Source organism: Thermomonas hydrothermalis (assembly GCF_900129205.1).
GTDB lineage: Bacteria > Pseudomonadota > Gammaproteobacteria > Xanthomonadales > Xanthomonadaceae > Thermomonas > Thermomonas hydrothermalis.
This window is the reverse complement of sequence record NZ_FQUK01000003.1, coordinates 86,637-102,875: the sequence shown is the minus strand read 5'-3', so window position 1 is coordinate 102,875 and position 16,239 is coordinate 86,637. Positions and strand designations below refer to the sequence as shown.

Genomic DNA, 16,239 nt, shown 5'->3' with positions numbered 1-16,239 from the left:
GCCGCACTCGCGGCAGGCCACGCGCGGCACCCGGCAGTGGATGAAGGCCTTGAACTGGAAGAAGTGCAGATGCTGCCAGGTGCGCTCCACCCGGTCGTGCACCGGCTGGTCCGCCGCCCCGCAGACCGGACAGGCCAGCCGGGCCGTATCGCACGACACCTCGAAGTGGATCGCCCCCTCATCCGGACGAAACGACACGCTGTCTACCGCCCACGGCGGCGTCAGCCCCAAAGCCTGGGTGAAGAGTTGTTCTTGCATCCGCCAAGGCTGACATCATCCGGCGGCCCGTTCCACACCAGACGCGATGGAGCCGTTTTTACGTGGGAATCGACCGCAAGGACCCGGATCACTATCAGGTCAACCTGGGAGTCGGTGGCCTGGGGTTGCCAGATCGCGATTACTACCTCAACCCGGATCCGCGTTTCTCCAAAATCCGTGAAGCCTACGTGGCCCACATCCAGCGCATGCTGGAGTTTGCCGGGGTGACCGGTGCCGACGCCCGTGCGCGTGCCGAGGCGGTCATGGCGCTGGAAACTGCGTTGGCCAAGCCGCAGTGGGATCGGGTCAAGCTGCGCGACCGCGACAAGACCTACAACGTGTTCACGTTCGCCGAGCTGCGCAGGCAGTTCCCAGGCTATGAATGGGCGGGCCACTTGCAGGCACAGGAAATGCCTCAGCCGGATAAGCTCAATGTGGCCACCCCGGACGTGATCCAGCCGGTGATCGCGGTGATCGACGCCACCCCGCTTTCGGTCTGGCGTGATTACCTGACCTTCCATGCGATCGATGGCAATGCCGAGCTGCTCAGCAGCGAGATCGACCAGGCGGCGTTCGAGTTCAACGGCAAGGTGCTCAGTGGTCAGAAGGCCCAGCGCGAGGACTGGAAGCGTGCGCTGGCGCTGGTGGGCGCCCGCAATGGGCTGGGTGATGCCATGGGCGAGCTGTATGTGGCCCGCTACTTCAAGCCAGAGGCCAAGGCCGCGATGGATCAGCTGGTGGAGAACCTGCGCGCGGCGTTGCGTCAGAACATCGAGCAGCTGGACTGGATGACGCCTGCAACCAAGGCCGAGGCCCTGCGCAAGCTGTCCACGTTCCGGCCCAAGATCGGTTATCCGTCGAAATGGAAGGACTATTCCAGCGTCACCATCAAAGCCGATGACCTGTTGGGCAATGCCATGGCGTTGCGCCGCTACAACCAGGCGGATATGAACCGCCGGGTCGGGCAGAAGACCGATCGCGAAGAGTGGGGGATGACCCCGCAGACGGTGAACGCCTACTACAACGCGGCGTTCAATGAAATCGTGTTCCCGGCGGCCATCCTGCAGCCGCCGTTCTTCGACGTGAATGCCGATCCTGCCGTCAACTACGGCGGGATCGGTGCGGTGATCGGTCACGAGATGGGGCACGGATTCGACGATCAGGGCAGCAAGTCCGACGCCGATGGCATCCAGCGCAACTGGTGGACCGACGAGGATCGTGCGCGTTTTGAGGCGCGCACCCAGGCCCTGGCAGCGCAATACGACGGTTATTGCCCGCTGCCCGGTCAATGCGTCAACGGCAAGCTCACCCTGGGCGAAAACATCGGTGATCTGGGTGGTCTGTCGATGGCCTATACCGCCTATCACCTCAGCCTGGGCGGCAAGCCGGCGCCGGTCATCGACGGTTTGACCGGGGATCAGCGCTTCTATCTGGCCTGGGCCCAGGTCTGGAAGGGTAAGTACCGTGATGAGGCGCTGCTGCGCCTGCTCAAGACCGACCCGCACTCGCCGGTGATGTACCGTGCCAATGGTCCGCTACGGAATCTGGATACCTGGTATCAGGCGTTCGATGTCAAACCGGGCGATGCCATGTACCTGCCGCCGGAGCAGCGGGTGAGAATCTGGTAAAAGTACGCAACCCGCGCCACGGTGTGGCGGCGGGTGCATACTGACAACATCCGTCCAAACCCGAGGAGAGTGTCATGCAAGCCAATGTGGGTGGTATCGATAAATGGGTACGTATCGCGCTCGGCGTGGCCCTGATCGCTTGGGCCGTCATGGGCGGGCCGGTGTGGGCCTGGATCGGGGTGGTGCCGCTGGCCACCGGGCTGTTCAATTTCTGCCCGCTCTACAAGGTGTTCGGCATCAACACCTGCAAGCGCTAAAGTCCTGCCGAGTCTGGCGGTACGCCTGACTCGGTGTCGACTTTCTCTTGTGCATGATGCGTGCGCCCGCGACCGGATGCATGGTCGCGGGCGCAGAGTTTTTTGTCCCCTTATCGGGCCGCCGGCGAGGCGTGCAGGGCCTGGACGGCGTCGAGCATCTGTTTGACGTGCTGGTTGGGGTTCATCGAATCGTATTCGGCCACGATCCGGCCATCCTGGCCGATCAGGTAGGACGTGCGACTGGACAGATCCGGCTTCAGGGTCATCACCGCGTCATATTGGCGTGCGATCCGGGCGCCCTCGTCGGCGGCGACCGGGAACTTGCCGGCGCATTTTTCCGTGTCCTTGGAAAACTCGGCCAACCGCTCGGTGTTGCCAGCCGTCACGCCGATCACGCTCACCCCGTGCGATTTGAAGGTGTCGACGGCGCGTGAGAATGCGGCGGCTTCGACATTGCAGCCGGGCGTGAAGGCGGCCGGGAAGAAATAGACCACGACCGGGCCTTTGGCCAGGGCCTGTTTCAGATCAAACGTGAACGGCTGGCCGGCCAGATAGGCCGGTGCGGTGAACGCCGGCGCCGGCGTGCCGGGTTTGAGCGCGGCCTGCGCAGCAAGCGGCAGCAGGGTCAAGGCGAGCAGAGAAGCCAGAGTCGTGCGGCGCATGGCGGATTCCTGTGGTGGTCGTGATGTGCAAAGCGTACGCCTGTCGGTGCAGGATGGATGCAGGATGGCCATTCTTGGCCGACAGAAACCTCCGACGTGTTCGGGGATTCCTCAGTACGCGATCCGGAAGGTCAGAATGCCCCCCAGAACCGATGGCAGGATTTCGACGTCGCCATCGATGAAGTAGCCGTACTGCGGACGGCCAGCATAGCCATCGCGGTAGCCGCGTTCGAAGCCTTGCCGGAAGTAGTAGCGGTAGGCATCGAAGCTGACATACCGGCCCGGATAGCCGAAGCTGGCATCCACCCAGGCGTAGTTGTTGCGGTAGTCGAAGCGCCAGTGGTCTTCGCGGTCGGCGCGTCCGGCATACCAGCCCTCACGGTAGCCATAGCGCACCGCCTGCCGCAGGACCTCGGCGCCATAGCTGTTGGTCCAGTACCAGCGGCCCTGAACGGCGTAGCGGTAGCTGTACGGCGTGTAGAAGAACGGATCCAGATCAGGATCAAAGCGCGGATCGTTCCAGCGCAGTTGCAGCTCCAGCCAGCGTCGCCAGTACTCATGTTGGTAATGGGACTGGGCGAGTCGGCGCTCGCGTTCCAGACGTTCGCGCTCACGGTCGTAGTCGGCACGGCGGCGGGCTTCCTCGCGCTGCCATTCGGCGTATTGCCGGTGGTGTTCCTCAATCCGGCGCTGGCGCTCGGCGTCCGGGATCCGGTGCTCATCATTGCGCTGGCCTGGTGGCCAGCCCGGTCGCATCGGCGGCGGCTCATTGCGGCGAGCATTTTCCTGCTCACGCGCCAGTGCCTGCTGTATCGCCCAGGCCTGCGGGCTGCGTGGCTGTGGCGTTTGCGCGGGCTGTTCCGGGGGCGGGGGCATGGGGGTGACCTCGCGTTGTTCCGGAACTTGGCGCGATGCCCGCCCGGCCATGCGCGGCATCTCGGCATCTTGGGGTTCTGGCGGACTGTCGGATGCGATCGGCAAGCGCCGCGGTGCCGGCGGATAGGCTACTTCTGCGCGCGGCAGAGGCGGGGGTGTTTGCGGCGGGCGCTCACGTTCTAGCTGCTGCCGTGCCAGCTCCCCCCAGTTTTCCCGGCGCGGTTCGTCCATGCCGCGCGACATCCTCCAGCCTGGGGCGGGCGATGGGCTCGGGAGTGGCTGGACATCGATTGCTGTGGCCGGCGGAGCAGGCCGCGGCTGCGGCACGGACGCGTTGGCCCGGGGCAGGGCAGGCGCGGGCGCGATGACGGGTTCTTGTTCGGGGAGGGCACGGGTGCGTTCGGTATGGCGTTGCCAGCGGTCGCGCTGTTCGATGTCAGCGTCCTGTGCCATGGCCGGATGCAGGCCACTCATGGCGAGAGTCGCCAGCAGCAGCGTCTTGGGCAGTGACCGGGAGCGGGTGAAACGGGTCATCGGGGCTCTCCTGAAGCTGGGCGTGGTGGTGCCCATGCCGGCAGTTAGCGATGGACGGGATGAATCGTGGCTGAGATTTCCGCTACTGCTCAGGCGCCGTCGGTGTGTGTTCAGATTTTGTCGAACTTGGCAGGATAAGCGCGCACCCACCCGGTCGGGCGCATGCAGGCCAGTGGCAGCACTGCCTGGGGCTTCTACAATGCGCTATTCCCAGACGCTGGATGCCCGCCCTGATGATCCTCAATATCGCCGCCTACCGTTTCGTCGCCATCGACGATGTCGAGCCGCTGGCCACGCGCCTGCATCAGTGGGCGCAGGCGGCGGCGCTTCGCGGCACGGTGCTGGTGGCCCCGGAAGGGATCAACCTGTTTCTGGCGGGTGCCCAGGATGCCGTGCGGGGGTTTCTCGACAGGCTGCGGGACGACCCGCGTTTTGCCGGGCTGCATGCCAAGGAAAGCTGGAGTCGCTCGCTGCCGTTTGCTCGACTGAAGGTCAAGTGCAAGCGCGAGATCATCCGCTTCGACCGGCCAGGCAGTGCGCCGATGACGCCCGATGCGCGCGCACCGGCAGTGGCGCCGGTCACGCTGGCGCGCTGGATTGCACAGGGGCATGACGATACCGGCCGGCGCGTGGTGGTGCTGGATACCCGCAATCGCCAGGAAGTGGCCTATGGCACCTTCGAAGGGGCGTTGAGTCTGCCGATCACCCGCTTCACCGAGCTGCCCGCGGCATTGGCACCACATCGAGCCTCCTTGCGTGATGCCACCGTGGTGAGCGTCTGCACGGGGGGGATCCGCTGTGAAAAGGCAGCACGCTGGCTGCGTCAGGAAGGCATGGACAACCTGCTGCAGCTGCAGGACGGCATCCTGGGATATTTCGAACAGGTCGGTGGCGCCGGTTATGCCGGGCGCTGTTTCGTGTTTGATGCACGGGTGGCACTGGATCCGCATCTGCGTCCGCTGGTGGATGGTGAAGACGCGCAGGAGGCGGCATGAACTGGGTGGCGATTGTCCTGATCGTGCTGGGGGTGTGGCTTGCCCTCAAGGTCGCCAGCGCGCTGGTGAAGCTGCTGCTGTGGACGGTCGCGCTGCTCGCCGTGTGGTGGTTCATCCACCCGTATCTGGGGCTGCCCTTGTTCCCGTTTTGATGGCCTGGCATCGCCATCAGGTGATGGCGATGCGGCCGCCGTGCCAGTGGCGTGGGAGTTGATCCGGATTTGATCAGGAAAACCGCCGTGGCGGGCGGGCGCCGGGGCGCGGTGAGCGCGGCGCGCGGGTGGGTGCGACGTTGCGTTTGCGCGGCGGCGCCTCCCGATCGCCAGGCTCGGCCAGCCGCATACGCAGCGGGCGCCCAGCCACGCGGGTGGTTTGCAGATGCGCCAGTAACTCCGGCGGCATCCCGGCGGGCAGCTCGACCAGGCTGTAATCGTCGCGGATGTCGATACGACCGATGTAACGGCTTTCCAGGCCGGCTTCGTTGGCGATGGCGCCGACGATGTGGCCGGGTTGTGCGTGATGACGATGGCCGACCTCGATCCGATAGGTGTCCATCACGACATCGGCTGGCGGCCCCTGGCGTGGTGTGCGCGTCGCGCGCTCGGGGCGTTCGGAGCGCTCGGCGCGCGCTGGGCGTGGCGACAAGGGCGGCGCGGCAGGTTCTGCCTTGGCTGGCGGCAACAGCAGCGGGGTTTTGCCCTGCACCAGTTTGGCCAGTGCCGCGGCGATTTCCACCGCGGGTACGTTCTTCTCGCGTTCGTAGCGTTCGATGATGTCGCGGAATACGCCCAGATCCTCACTGCCGAGTGCGGCTTCGATGCGATCAAGAAACTTGGCGACCCGACGCTCGTTGACGGTTTCCACGCTGGGCAGCTGCATGGGTTCAATCGGCTGCCGGGTGGCACGTTCGATCGCCCGCAGCATGCCGCGTTCACGCGGTGCGACGAACAGGATGGCCTCGCCGCTGCGGCCAGCACGGCCGGTCCGGCCGATGCGATGGACGTAGCTTTCGGTGTCGTAGGGGATGTCGTAGTTGAGGACGTGGCTGATCCGTTCCACGTCCAGCCCGCGGGCGGCCACGTCGGTGGCCACCAGGACGTCGATCCCGCCCTCCTTGAACTTCTGGATGAGGCGTTCGCGCTGTTTCTGTTCGACATCACCATTGATGGCGGCCGCGGCAAACCCGCGGGCCGCCAGCTTCTCGGCCAGCTCCTCGGTGGCCTGCTTGGTGCGGGCAAACACGATCATCGCGTCGAACGGCTCGGCTTCCAGAATGCGGGTCAGCGCGTCGAGCTTGTTGATGCCGCTGACCATCCAGTACCGCTGGCGGATTCGTTCGGCCGTGACGGTCTGGGTGCGGATCGACACTTCCACCGGATCGCGCAGATAGGTCTGGGCGATGCGCCTGATCGGCGCTGGCATGGTGGCCGAGAACAGTGCGACCTGGCGGGTGTCCGGCGTTTTCCGCAAAACCGCCTCGACGTCGTCGATGAAGCCCATGCGCAGCATCTCATCGGCTTCGTCCAGCACCAGCAGGCGCAGTTCCGACAGGTCCAGCGTGCCGCGTTCGAGGTGGTCGATGACGCGGCCAGGCGTTCCCACCACCACGTGCACGCCGCGCCGAAGCGCCTGTAACTGCGGGCCATAGCCCTGGCCGCCATAGATCGGCAGGATGTGGAAGCCCGGGATGTGGTGAGCGTATTTCTGGAAGGCTTCCGCAACCTGGATGGCCAGTTCGCGGGTCGGGGCCAGCACCAGCACCTGCGGCTTGCCGGGTGTGGGCATCAGCCGCGCCAGCGCCGGCAGGGCGAAGGCGGCGGTCTTGCCGGTGCCGGTCTGGGCCTGACCCAGCACGTCGCGCCCGGCCAGCAAGGGCGGGATGGTCGCGGCCTGGATTGGCGAGGGGGTTTCGTAGCCGACGTCGCGCAGGGCGGCCAGCAAGGGCTCGGGCAGGCCGAGGTCGGAAAACAGCAACGGGGCGGAATCGCCGCTCATGATGCCTCTGGGCGGGATCGCCGGGCTAAGGAAAGAGTGGCATTGTACGCTGGATCCGGGTGCCGGGCTGAGGCAATGGTCGGTGACATCGATGAGCCTCGGTTGCCTCCGGGTAGATTGTCGTCTGGATGCGAATGGTTCCTGTCGGGCAGGCGGCAAGCCGTCGAACTGGGCATTTCGTCGCTGTTTGTGGGGTGCAGGGCTGGCTGTTGTCGCATCCTGCCGGTTACAATGCGCGGCTGTTGATGCGCGGCCGCGACTGGCCGCAAGCCCACGACCTGACAAGAAGAGGCACGCGTGCTGGCCGAGTATCTGCCCACCCTGCTGTTTTTGATCGTCGCCGCCGGGATCGGCATTGCGCTGATCATCGCCGGAAACGTGCTTGGAACCAAGCGTCCGTCGGCGGAGAAGCTCTCACCTTACGAGTGTGGCTTCGAGGCCTTCGAGAATGCGCGCATGCCGTTTGATGTGCGCTACTACCTGGTCGCGATCCTGTTCATCGTGTTCGACCTGGAAATCGCCTTCGTGTTCCCCTGGGCCGTGGTGTTCCGCGAGCTGGGGGTGTTTGGCCTGATCGAGATGGGCGTGTTTCTTGCGCTGCTGGTGATCGGCTTCGTGTACGTGTGGAAGCGCGGCGCGCTGGAGTGGGAATGAGCAACATCATCCAGACAGTTTTGGAGGCCGCCAGCAATCCGCTGCCCGAGGGGCGGCTGGACGACATCCTGCGGCCTGGGGCGGACAATCCGCTGCTGCGTGACGGGTTTGTCACCACCAGCCTGGACGCGCTGTGGAACTGGGCGCGCACTGGCTCGATGTGGCCGATGACCTTTGGTCTGGCCTGCTGCGCGGTGGAGATGATGCACGCCGGCGCGGCGCGCCTCGACCTCGATCGCTACGGCGTGGTGTTCCGGCCGTCGCCGCGTCAGTCCGACGTGATGATCGTGGCTGGCACGCTGGTCAACAAAATGGCGCCGGCGCTGCGCAAGGTCTATGACCAGATGCCCGACCCGAAGTGGGTGATCTCGATGGGCAGCTGCGCCAATGGTGGCGGCTACTACCACTATTCGTATTCAGTGGTGCGCGGCTGCGACCGGATCGTGCCGGTCGATGTGTACGTGCCGGGCTGCCCGCCGACCGCCGAGGCGCTGGTGTACGGCATCCTGCAGTTGCAGAAGAAGATCCGACGCATGGAACAGAATCCGTTCTCGCGCCGGCCGCGTCCGGAGGGTGCGCGCGCATGAGCACGACCCTGGTCAATGAGTTGGTGGCCCGCTTTGGCGAGGCGGCCGTGCAGGTGGCCCAGCCGCGCGGCGAAGTCACCCTGGAAGTTGCCGCGGCCGACTGGCTGGCGACCGCCCGCGCGCTGCGCGATGACTTCGGTTTCGACACCTTCATCGACCTGTGCGGGGTCGATTATCTGGGTTATGGCTGCGACGAATGGGATACCGAAGGGGTGTCCTCGGAAGGGTTCAGTCGCGGCGTCGAAGGGCAGGGGCCGGGCCGGTTTGCCTGGGGGCAGCGTCCGGCGCATCAGGTTGAGGAGCCGGTGTCGATGCTGCCCGACGAGCGTCCCACCCGACGTTTCGCCGTCGTCCTGCACCTGTTGTCGATCACTCGTAACCTGCGGCTGCGCGCCCGTTGCTTCGCGCCGGATGACGGTTTGCCGGTGGTGCCGTCGGTCACTTCCGTGTGGCGCGGCGCCAACTGGTTCGAGCGAGAAGCCTTTGACCTGTTCGGGATCGTGTTCGAAGGGCATCCGGATCTGCGCCGGATCCTGACCGACTACGGGTTTGTCGGTCATCCGTTCCGCAAGGACTTCCCGTTGATCGGCAATGTCGAAGTGCGCTACGACGAGGAGAAACAGCGCGTGGTGTATGAGCCTGTCACCAGCGTCGAGCCGCGCGTGGGCGTGGCCCGGGTGATCCGCAATGATGCCGACCTGCTCACCGCTGAGGCCGAGCGGCGTGAGCGCATCCTGGAGCGGGAGGTGCGGCGATGAGCGTGCAGCTTGTGCCCAGCAGCGACACTCTGGCCAGCAACCCGGCCGAGGCGCAGCAGGAAATCCGCAACTACACCCTGAACTTTGGCCCGCAGCACCCGGCTGCGCACGGCGTGCTGCGGTTGATCCTGGAAATGGATGGCGAGGTCGTGCGCCGCGCCGATCCGCATGTCGGCCTGCTGCATCGCGGCACTGAGAAGCTGGCGGAGTCCAAGCCGTTCAACCAGTCGATTGGCTACATGGACCGGCTCGACTACGTCTCGATGATGTGCAACGAGCACGCCTACGTGCGTGCCATCGAGACTCTGCTGGGGATCGAAGCGCCGGAACGGGCGCAGTGGATCCGCACCATGTTCGACGAGATCACCCGCATCCTCAATCATCTGATGTGGGTGGGTTCCAATGCGCTCGATCTGGGTGCGATGGCGGTGTTTCTGTACGCCTTCCGCGAGCGTGAGGAGCTGATGGACTGCTACGAAGCGGTCAGCGGCGCACGCATGCACGCGGCCTACTACCGGCCCGGTGGCGTCTATCGTGATCTGCCGGCGCAGATGCCCAAATATCAGGAGTCTCCGTGGCGTAAGGGCAACAAGCTCAAGCGCTTCAACGAATGGCGCGAAGGTTCGCTGCTGGACTACCTGGAGCACTTTACGGAAGACTTCCCGAAGCGGCTCGACGAGTACGAAACCCTGCTCACCGACAACCGCATCTGGAAGCAGCGTACCGTTGGGATCGGTGTGGTGACCCCGGAGCAGGCCAAGGCCTGGGGCATGAGCGGCCCGATGCTGCGTGGTTCCGGTATCGCCTGGGATCTGCGCAAGAAGCAGCCGTATGCCAAGTACGCCGAGGTCGATTTCGACATCCCGGTGGGCAGCAATGGTGACTGTTATGACCGCTATCTGGTGCGGATGGCGGAGATGCGCCAGTCCAACCGCATCATCGCCCAGTGCGTGAAATGGCTGAAAGCCAATCCAGGCCCGGTGATGCTGGACAACTACAAGGTGGCTCCGCCGCCGCGCGCGGAGATGAAGCAGAGCATGGAGGCGCTGATCCACCACTTCAAACTGTTCACCGAAGGCTACTGCGTGCCAGCCGGTGAAACCTACGCCGCGGTGGAAGCGCCCAAGGGTGAGTTTGGCTGCTACCTGATCAGTGACGGCGCCAACAAGCCGTTCCGCGTGCATCTGCGCGCGCCGGGGTTTGCCCATCTGTCGTCGATGGATGAAATCGTCAAAGGGCACATGCTGGCGGACGTGGTGGCGATGATCGGCACCTACGACATCGTCTTTGGTGAGATCGACCGATGAAAGCAACCGGTAATTTCGAGGCGTGCCGCAACGTGGATCCGATGCAGGTGCTGTCGGAGGCCACCCGCGCCCATATTGATCACTGGCTGACCAAGTTTCCGCCGGATCGCAAGCGCTCTGCCGTGCTGCAGGGGCTGTTTGCCGCGCAGGAGCAGAACGGTGGCTGGCTGACTGATGAGCTGATCGCTGCAGTGGCCCGTTATCTGGACATTCCTCCGGTGTGGGCATACGAGGTTGCCACCTTCTACTCGATGTTCGAGACCCGCAAGGTCGGCCGCAACAACGTTGCCTTCTGCACCAACATCAGCTGCTGGCTCAATGGTGCCGAGGATCTGGTCGCGCATGCCGAGAAGAAGCTCGGCTGCAAGTTGGGCGAGTCCACCGCCGATGGCCGCATCTACCTCAAGCGCGAGGAAGAATGCGTGGCCGCCTGCTGCGGGGCGCCGGTGGTGGTCATCAATGGGCATTACCACGAAAAGCTCACGCCGGAAAAGGTCGATGAGCTGCTGGATGGACTGAAGTGATGGGCGGACATTCGCACTATTCGGAAGGCTACGGCCCCGTTGGTTCGGCGCCGAAGGAGCATCAGGCGGTCTATACGACGCTGCACTTCGACAAGCCCTGGTCCTACGAGAACTACCTCAAGACCGGCGGCTACCAGGCGCTGCGCAAGGTGCTGACCGAGAAGATCCCGCCGGCCGATATCATCGAGATGGTCAAGGCCTCCGGCCTGCGTGGCCGCGGCGGTGCCGGTTTCCCGACCGGGCTGAAGTGGAGCTTCATGCCCAAGGGGCCGGGGCAGAAGTACATTTTGTGCAACTCGGACGAATCCGAGCCCGGCACCTGCAAGGATCGCGACATCCTGCGCTACAACCCGCACGCGGTGCTCGAGGGGATGGCGATTGCCTGCTACGCCACCGGTAGCACCGTGGCCTACAACTACATGCGCGGTGAGTTCCACCATGAGCCGTTCGAGCACATGGAGGAGGCGCTGGCCGAAGCCTACAAGCATGGCTGGCTGGGCAAGAACATCCTCGGCTCCGGCGTTGATATCGATATCTACAACGTGCTGGGTGCTGGTGCCTACATCTGTGGCGAGGAAACCGCCCTGATGGAGTCGCTGGAAGGCAAGAAGGGCCAGCCGCGCTTCAAGCCGCCGTTCCCTGCCAATTTCGGCCTGTACGGCAAGCCGACCACCATCAACAACACCGAAACCTATGCGTCGGTGCCGGCCATCATCCGCAACGGGCCGGACTGGTTCATGGGTCTGGGCAAGCCCAATAACGGCGGCTGCAAGATTTTTTCGGTGTCGGGTCATGTGAACAATCCCGGCAACTACGAAATCCGCCTCGGAACGCCTTTCACCGAGCTGCTGGCAATGGCTGGCGGGGTGCGTGGCGGACGCCGCTTGAAGGCGGTGATTCCGGGCGGCTCCTCGATGCCGGTGCTGCCGGGCGAGGTGATGCTGGGCCTGACCATGGATTACGACAGCATCCAGAAAGCCGGTTCTGGCCTCGGCTCGGGTGCGGTGATCGTGATGGACGAAACCACCTGCATGGTGCGTGCGTGCCATCGCATCGCCCGCTTCTACAAGGCCGAAAGCTGCGGCCAGTGCACGCCCTGCCGTGAGGGCACCGGCTGGATGTATCGCATGCTCAGCCGGATCGTGAACTTCGAGGCGACCCTCGACGATCTGCGCATGCTGCGTGCTGCCGCCGGGCAGATCGAAGGCCACACCATCTGCGCGTTCGGTGAGGCAGCCGCCTGGCCGGTGCAGGGCTTTTTGCGCCATTTCTGGCATGAGTTCGAATACGCCATCGTGCACAAGCGGTTCTACGTCGATGACGAACGCGCCGGCACGCTGGTCACGTCCGAGAAGGTGGTCGCGTGAGCGCACAACCCGTCAATCCCAACCTGCCGCCCGATCACGTCACCGTCTTCATCGACGGCGTCGAGCTGGCTGCGCCCAAGGGCGCAATGATCATCCAGGTCGCTGACAAAGCCGGCATCCCGATTCCGCGCTTCTGCTATCACGAGAAGCTGCCGATCGCTGCCAACTGCCGCATGTGCCTGGTCGATACCGAAATCGGCGGGCGCCCGGCGCCCAAGCCGTCGCCGGCCTGCGCCACCCCGGTGATGGACGGCATGCGGGTGTTCACCCGCAACGAAAAGGCGCTCAAGGCGCAGCGCAACGTGATGGAGTTCCTGCTGATCAACCATCCGCTGGACTGCCCGATTTGCGACCAGGGCGGTGAGTGCGAGCTGCAGGACCTTTCGCTTGGCTATGGCCGCTCGGTCAGCCGGTTTGTCGAGCGCAAGCGGGTGGTGCCGGATGAAGATCTGGGCCCGCTGGTGGCCACCGAGATGACCCGCTGCATCCAGTGCACCCGCTGCGTGCGCTTCACGGCCGAGATCGCCGGCACGTATGAGCTGGGCGGTATGCAGCGCGGCGAAAACCTGCAGATCGGCACCTACGATGGCCAGCCGTTGATGACCGAGCTGTCCGGCAACGTGATCGACGTCTGCCCGGTCGGTGCGCTGACCAACAAGGTGTATCGCTTCAAGGCGCGTCCCTGGGAGCTGATCGCCCGGCCATCGCTGGGCTATCACGATGCGCTGGGCAGCAACCTGTTCCACCACGTCCGCCGCGGTGAACTGCTGCGCAGTGTCCCGCGCGACAACGAGGCGGTGAACGAGTGCTGGCTGTCCGACCGCGACCGTTACGCCCATGAAGGCCTGTATGCCGAAGACCGCGCCACGGTGCCGCTGATCCGTGATGGTGACGGGTTCCGCGAAGCGTCCTGGGACGAAGCGCTGGCGCGGGTTGCGGACATTCTCAAGGCGCACGCGGGCGATGCCCTGGGCGTGCTGGTCCACCCGGCCACTTCGAACGAGGAAGGGGCGCTGCTGGCGCGCCTGGCCGAGGGTCTGGGCAGTGGCAATCTCGATCACCGCATCGGCCAGCTCGACCTGTCCGATGGTGCCCATGCCGATGCCTTCGGCATGCCGGTCGCGGAGATCGAACACGCCGATGCCATCGTCATCGTGGGCTCCAACATCCGCCACGAAGTGCCGCTGTTGCACCAGCGCATCCGCAAGGCGGTCAAGCGCGGGGCCAAGGTCCACGTGGTCAATCCGGTGGACTTCGACTTCACCTTCGCTATTACCGGCAAGCACATCGTGCCGCCGTCCCGCATTGCCGCCACGCTGGCGCAGCTGGAGATCGGCGAGGCTGCCCGCAGCGCAGTGATCGTGGGCGCGGTGGCGGAAAACGGCCCGTATGCAGCGGCCATCCGCAAGGCGGCGGCCGAGTTTGCCGCGGCCAAGAATGCCAAGCTCTGCCGCATTCCGCAGGGCGCCAATGCGCTCGGTCTGAGCCGGCAGGGCGTGTTGCCGCGTGGTCTGGATGCCCAGGCCATGCTGCGTGCTCCGCGTCAGGCTTACCTGCTGTACGGGATCGAGCCGGGGCTGGATTTTGCCGATCAACCGGCTGCCCTGAAGGCGCTGGGGGCGGCGCGCGTGGTGGCGCTCAGCCATTTCGCCTGTGCCTCCACCCGTGCGGTGGCCGAGGTGATCCTGCCGATCGGTCTGCTGCCGGAAATCGATGCCACCCTGACCAATCTCGACGGGTTGGAGCAGCAGGCAGTGGCGGCGGCACGTCTGCCAGGTCAGGCGCGTCCCGGCTGGAAGGTGCTGCGTGCGCTGGGCGGCCTGCTGGCGCTGAAGGGCTTTGAGTTCACCGATCTGGACGGTCTGCGCGCAGAGATGACCGCTCGACCTGTGCATGTGGCAGGGAACGGAGCCGCCCCGGCTGCCGAAGCGACCGCCGCGCATGGGCTGGAGCTGGCCGTTTCACCGGCGATCTACCGCGTTGATGCGGTGATCCGCCGCGCGACTGCCTTGCAGCTGCATCCGCTCAACGCCGGCCCGCACGCTACACTCAACCCGGCCGATGCTTCGGCGCTCGGTCTGATGGAGGGCGCGATGGCTCGCTTTGCGACCGCCGCCGGTAGCGCCACCTTGCCGGTCAAGGTGGATGCGCGCGTGGCTCAGGGCTGTGTCTGGATCGAGTCCGGTCATGGCGCGACTGCGCCACTGCTGGCGTCCGCCCGCCTGGAGGTGGCCGCCGTATGAGCCTGGCCTTTCATTCCATGTCTGCCAATCCGTTGATGCAATACGTCATCGAGCCGCTGCAGGCGGCGCTGCTGTCGCTGGGAACGCCGGGGCTGCTGCTCTGGATCGTGCTCAAGATCCTGGCGATCACCATGCCGGTCATCATCACGGTCGCGTTCTATGTGGTCTGGGAGCGCAAGGTGATCGGTTGGATGCACGTCCGCCACGGGCCCATGTACGTCGGCTGGGGCGTGTTGCAGGCATTTGCCGACGTGTTCAAGCTGCTGTTCAAGGAAGTGGTGCAGCCGACTGCCGCCCATCCGGTGCTGTACCGGCTGGCGCCGCTGCTGGGCCTGGTGCCGGCGTTTGCCGCCTGGGCCGTGGTGCCGTTCGATGACCGTGTGGTGTTGGCCAATGTCAATGCCGGCATGCTGTATCTGCTGGCGATGACCGGCCTGGGCATCTACGGGATCATCCTGGCCGGTTGGGCATCCAACTCCAAATACGCGTTTTTGGGCGCCATGCGTGCCTCGGCGCAGATGATCAGCTATGAAATCGCGATGGGCTTTGCCCTGGTCGGCGTGCTGATCGCCGCTGGAAGCTTAAACCTCTCGGAGATCGTGAAAGCGCAGGCCGGTCACGGTTTCCTCAGCTGGTTCTGGCTGCCGCTGCTGCCGCTGTTCGTGGTGTATTTCATCTCCGGTGTGGCCGAGACCAACCGTGCGCCGTTCGACGTGGTGGAGGGTGAGTCGGAAATCGTTGCCGGTCACATGGTGGAGTACTCCGGCTCGCAGTTTGCGCTGTTCTTCCTGGCCGAATACGCCAACATGCTGCTGGTCAGTTTCCTGACTTCGATCTTCTTCCTCGGCGGCTGGTTGAGCCCGTTCCACGGCTGGGGCATCCCGCTGCTGTCGGTGGATGGCTGGTGGTGGCTGTTTGCCAAGGTGTTCTTCTTTGCCACCTGCTTCATCTGGTTCCGCGCTGCCTTCCCGCGCTATCGCTATGACCAGATCATGCGGCTGGGCTGGAAGGTGTTCATTCCGATCACGCTGACCTGGATCTTCGTCACTGCGCTGCTGGTGTATTTCGGCGTGATCGGCAACGCCACGGGGGCGATGGCATGAACAGGATCATTTCCTACCTCAAGAGCCTGCTACTGCTGGAACTGCTGGGTGGCCTGTGGCTGACCCTGAAGTATCTGTTCCGTCCCAAGTACACCCTGATGTACCCGATGGAAAAGTTCCCGCAGTCGCCGCGCTTCCGTGGCGTGCATGCCCTGCGCCGCTATCCCAATGGCGAGGAGCGTTGCATCGCCTGCAAGCTGTGCGAGGCCGTCTGCCCGGCACTGGCCATCACCATCGAGGCCGGCCCGCGTGCGGATGACGGCAGTCGCCGGACCACCCGCTACGAGATCGACCTGTTCAAGTGCATCTTCTGCGGCTTCTGCGAGGAATCCTGCCCGACCGACTCGATCGTGGAAACGCACGTGCACGAGTACCACTTCGATCGGCGCGGCCAGAACATCCTGACCAAGCCGCAGTTGCTGGCCATCGGCGACCGCTTGGAGGCGGAGATCGCCGAACGTCGCGCCGCCGACGCCCCTTATCGTTGAGGC

Annotated in this window: 17 protein-coding genes; 13 read left to right on the top strand and 4 right to left on the bottom strand. The window is 64.8% G+C overall.

What is annotated here, in order from left to right; all coding sequences use genetic code 11:
- Positions 1-258: transposase family protein (locus BUA29_RS01575; protein ID WP_143148764.1), on the bottom strand; the 258-nt coding region annotated here is incomplete at its 3' end.
- A gap of 62 nt (positions 259-320) precedes the next feature.
- On the opposite strand from BUA29_RS01575, the gene BUA29_RS01570 reads away from it, so the two are divergent.
- Together BUA29_RS01570 and BUA29_RS01565 are read left to right on the top strand one after the other, a co-directional pair.
- Entirely contained in the window at positions 321-1,886 is a 1,566-nt protein-coding gene (locus BUA29_RS01570; RefSeq protein ID WP_072754879.1) for a M13 family metallopeptidase, read from the top strand.
- 74 nt (positions 1,887-1,960) lie between these two features.
- The gene (locus tag BUA29_RS01565) at positions 1,961-2,143 is read left to right on the top strand and encodes a YgaP family membrane protein (protein WP_072754878.1); all 183 of its coding nucleotides are present in this window, start codon (positions 1,961-1,963) and stop codon (positions 2,141-2,143) included.
- Between the two features lie 110 nt (positions 2,144-2,253).
- On the opposite strand, the gene BUA29_RS01560 is transcribed toward BUA29_RS01565, so the two are convergent.
- Both BUA29_RS01560 and BUA29_RS01555 read right to left on the bottom strand, forming a co-directional pair.
- Complete coding sequence (locus BUA29_RS01560) at positions 2,254-2,805, bottom strand: peroxiredoxin (protein ID WP_072754877.1); 552 nt, start codon at positions 2,803-2,805, stop codon at positions 2,254-2,256.
- 111 nt (positions 2,806-2,916) lie between these two features.
- Positions 2,917-4,215: a serine/threonine-protein kinase gene (locus BUA29_RS01555; RefSeq protein ID WP_072754876.1), complete on the bottom strand. Its 1,299-nt coding sequence runs from the start codon at positions 4,213-4,215 to the stop codon at positions 2,917-2,919.
- Between the two features lie 233 nt (positions 4,216-4,448).
- On the opposite strand from BUA29_RS01555, the gene BUA29_RS01550 reads away from it, so the two are divergent.
- Complete coding sequence (locus BUA29_RS01550) at positions 4,449-5,210, top strand: sulfurtransferase (protein WP_072754891.1); 762 nt, start codon at positions 4,449-4,451, stop codon at positions 5,208-5,210.
- Positions 5,207-5,362 carry a DUF4175 domain-containing protein gene (locus tag BUA29_RS11940; RefSeq protein ID WP_143148763.1) on the top strand — a complete coding sequence of 52 codons (156 nt, stop codon included), beginning with the start codon at positions 5,207-5,209 and terminating at the stop codon, positions 5,360-5,362. The genes BUA29_RS01550 and BUA29_RS11940 overlap by 4 nt, the downstream gene beginning before the upstream one ends.
- 73 nt (positions 5,363-5,435) lie before the next feature.
- Here the strand turns inward: BUA29_RS11940 and BUA29_RS01545 are convergent, their stop codons facing one another.
- Complete coding sequence (locus tag BUA29_RS01545; RefSeq protein WP_072754875.1) at positions 5,436-7,205, bottom strand: DEAD/DEAH box helicase; 1,770 nt, start codon at positions 7,203-7,205, stop codon at positions 5,436-5,438.
- A gap of 297 nt (positions 7,206-7,502) precedes the next feature.
- Here BUA29_RS01545 and BUA29_RS01540 point away from each other — a divergent pair, with 297 nt between their 5' ends.
- The 9 genes from BUA29_RS01540 to nuoI are packed head-to-tail and all read left to right on the top strand — an operon-like array spanning position 7,503 to position 16,236.
- Positions 7,503-7,859, top strand: coding sequence for an NADH-quinone oxidoreductase subunit A (locus BUA29_RS01540; RefSeq protein ID WP_072754874.1), 357 nt, complete (start codon positions 7,503-7,505; stop codon positions 7,857-7,859).
- Positions 7,856-8,446, top strand: coding sequence for a NuoB/complex I 20 kDa subunit family protein (locus BUA29_RS01535; RefSeq protein WP_072754873.1), 591 nt, complete (start codon positions 7,856-7,858; stop codon positions 8,444-8,446). The genes BUA29_RS01540 and BUA29_RS01535 overlap by 4 nt, the downstream gene beginning before the upstream one ends.
- Entirely contained in the window at positions 8,443-9,204 is a 762-nt protein-coding gene (locus BUA29_RS01530; protein WP_072754872.1) for an NADH-quinone oxidoreductase subunit C, read from the top strand. The genes BUA29_RS01535 and BUA29_RS01530 overlap by 4 nt, the downstream gene beginning before the upstream one ends.
- Entirely contained in the window at positions 9,201-10,511 is a 1,311-nt protein-coding gene (locus BUA29_RS01525; RefSeq protein ID WP_072754871.1) for an NADH-quinone oxidoreductase subunit D, read from the top strand. The genes BUA29_RS01530 and BUA29_RS01525 overlap by 4 nt, the downstream gene beginning before the upstream one ends.
- Complete coding sequence (nuoE, locus tag BUA29_RS01520) at positions 10,508-11,035, top strand: NADH-quinone oxidoreductase subunit NuoE (RefSeq protein WP_072754870.1); 528 nt, start codon at positions 10,508-10,510, stop codon at positions 11,033-11,035. The genes BUA29_RS01525 and nuoE overlap by 4 nt, the downstream gene beginning before the upstream one ends.
- Complete coding sequence (gene nuoF / locus BUA29_RS01515) at positions 11,035-12,402, top strand: NADH-quinone oxidoreductase subunit NuoF (RefSeq protein ID WP_072754869.1); 1,368 nt, start codon at positions 11,035-11,037, stop codon at positions 12,400-12,402. The genes nuoE and nuoF overlap by 1 nt, the downstream gene beginning before the upstream one ends.
- Positions 12,399-14,645, top strand: coding sequence for an NADH-quinone oxidoreductase subunit NuoG (gene nuoG / locus BUA29_RS01510; protein ID WP_072754868.1), 2,247 nt, complete (start codon positions 12,399-12,401; stop codon positions 14,643-14,645). The genes nuoF and nuoG overlap by 4 nt, the downstream gene beginning before the upstream one ends.
- A gap of 35 nt (positions 14,646-14,680) precedes the next feature.
- Entirely contained in the window at positions 14,681-15,748 is a 1,068-nt protein-coding gene (nuoH, locus tag BUA29_RS01505; protein WP_143148766.1) for an NADH-quinone oxidoreductase subunit NuoH, read from the top strand.
- Positions 15,745-16,236 carry an NADH-quinone oxidoreductase subunit NuoI gene (gene nuoI / locus BUA29_RS01500; RefSeq protein WP_072754867.1) on the top strand — a complete coding sequence of 164 codons (492 nt, stop codon included), beginning with the start codon at positions 15,745-15,747 and terminating at the stop codon, positions 16,234-16,236. The genes nuoH and nuoI overlap by 4 nt, the downstream gene beginning before the upstream one ends.
- Positions 16,237-16,239 lie beyond the last annotated feature (3 nt).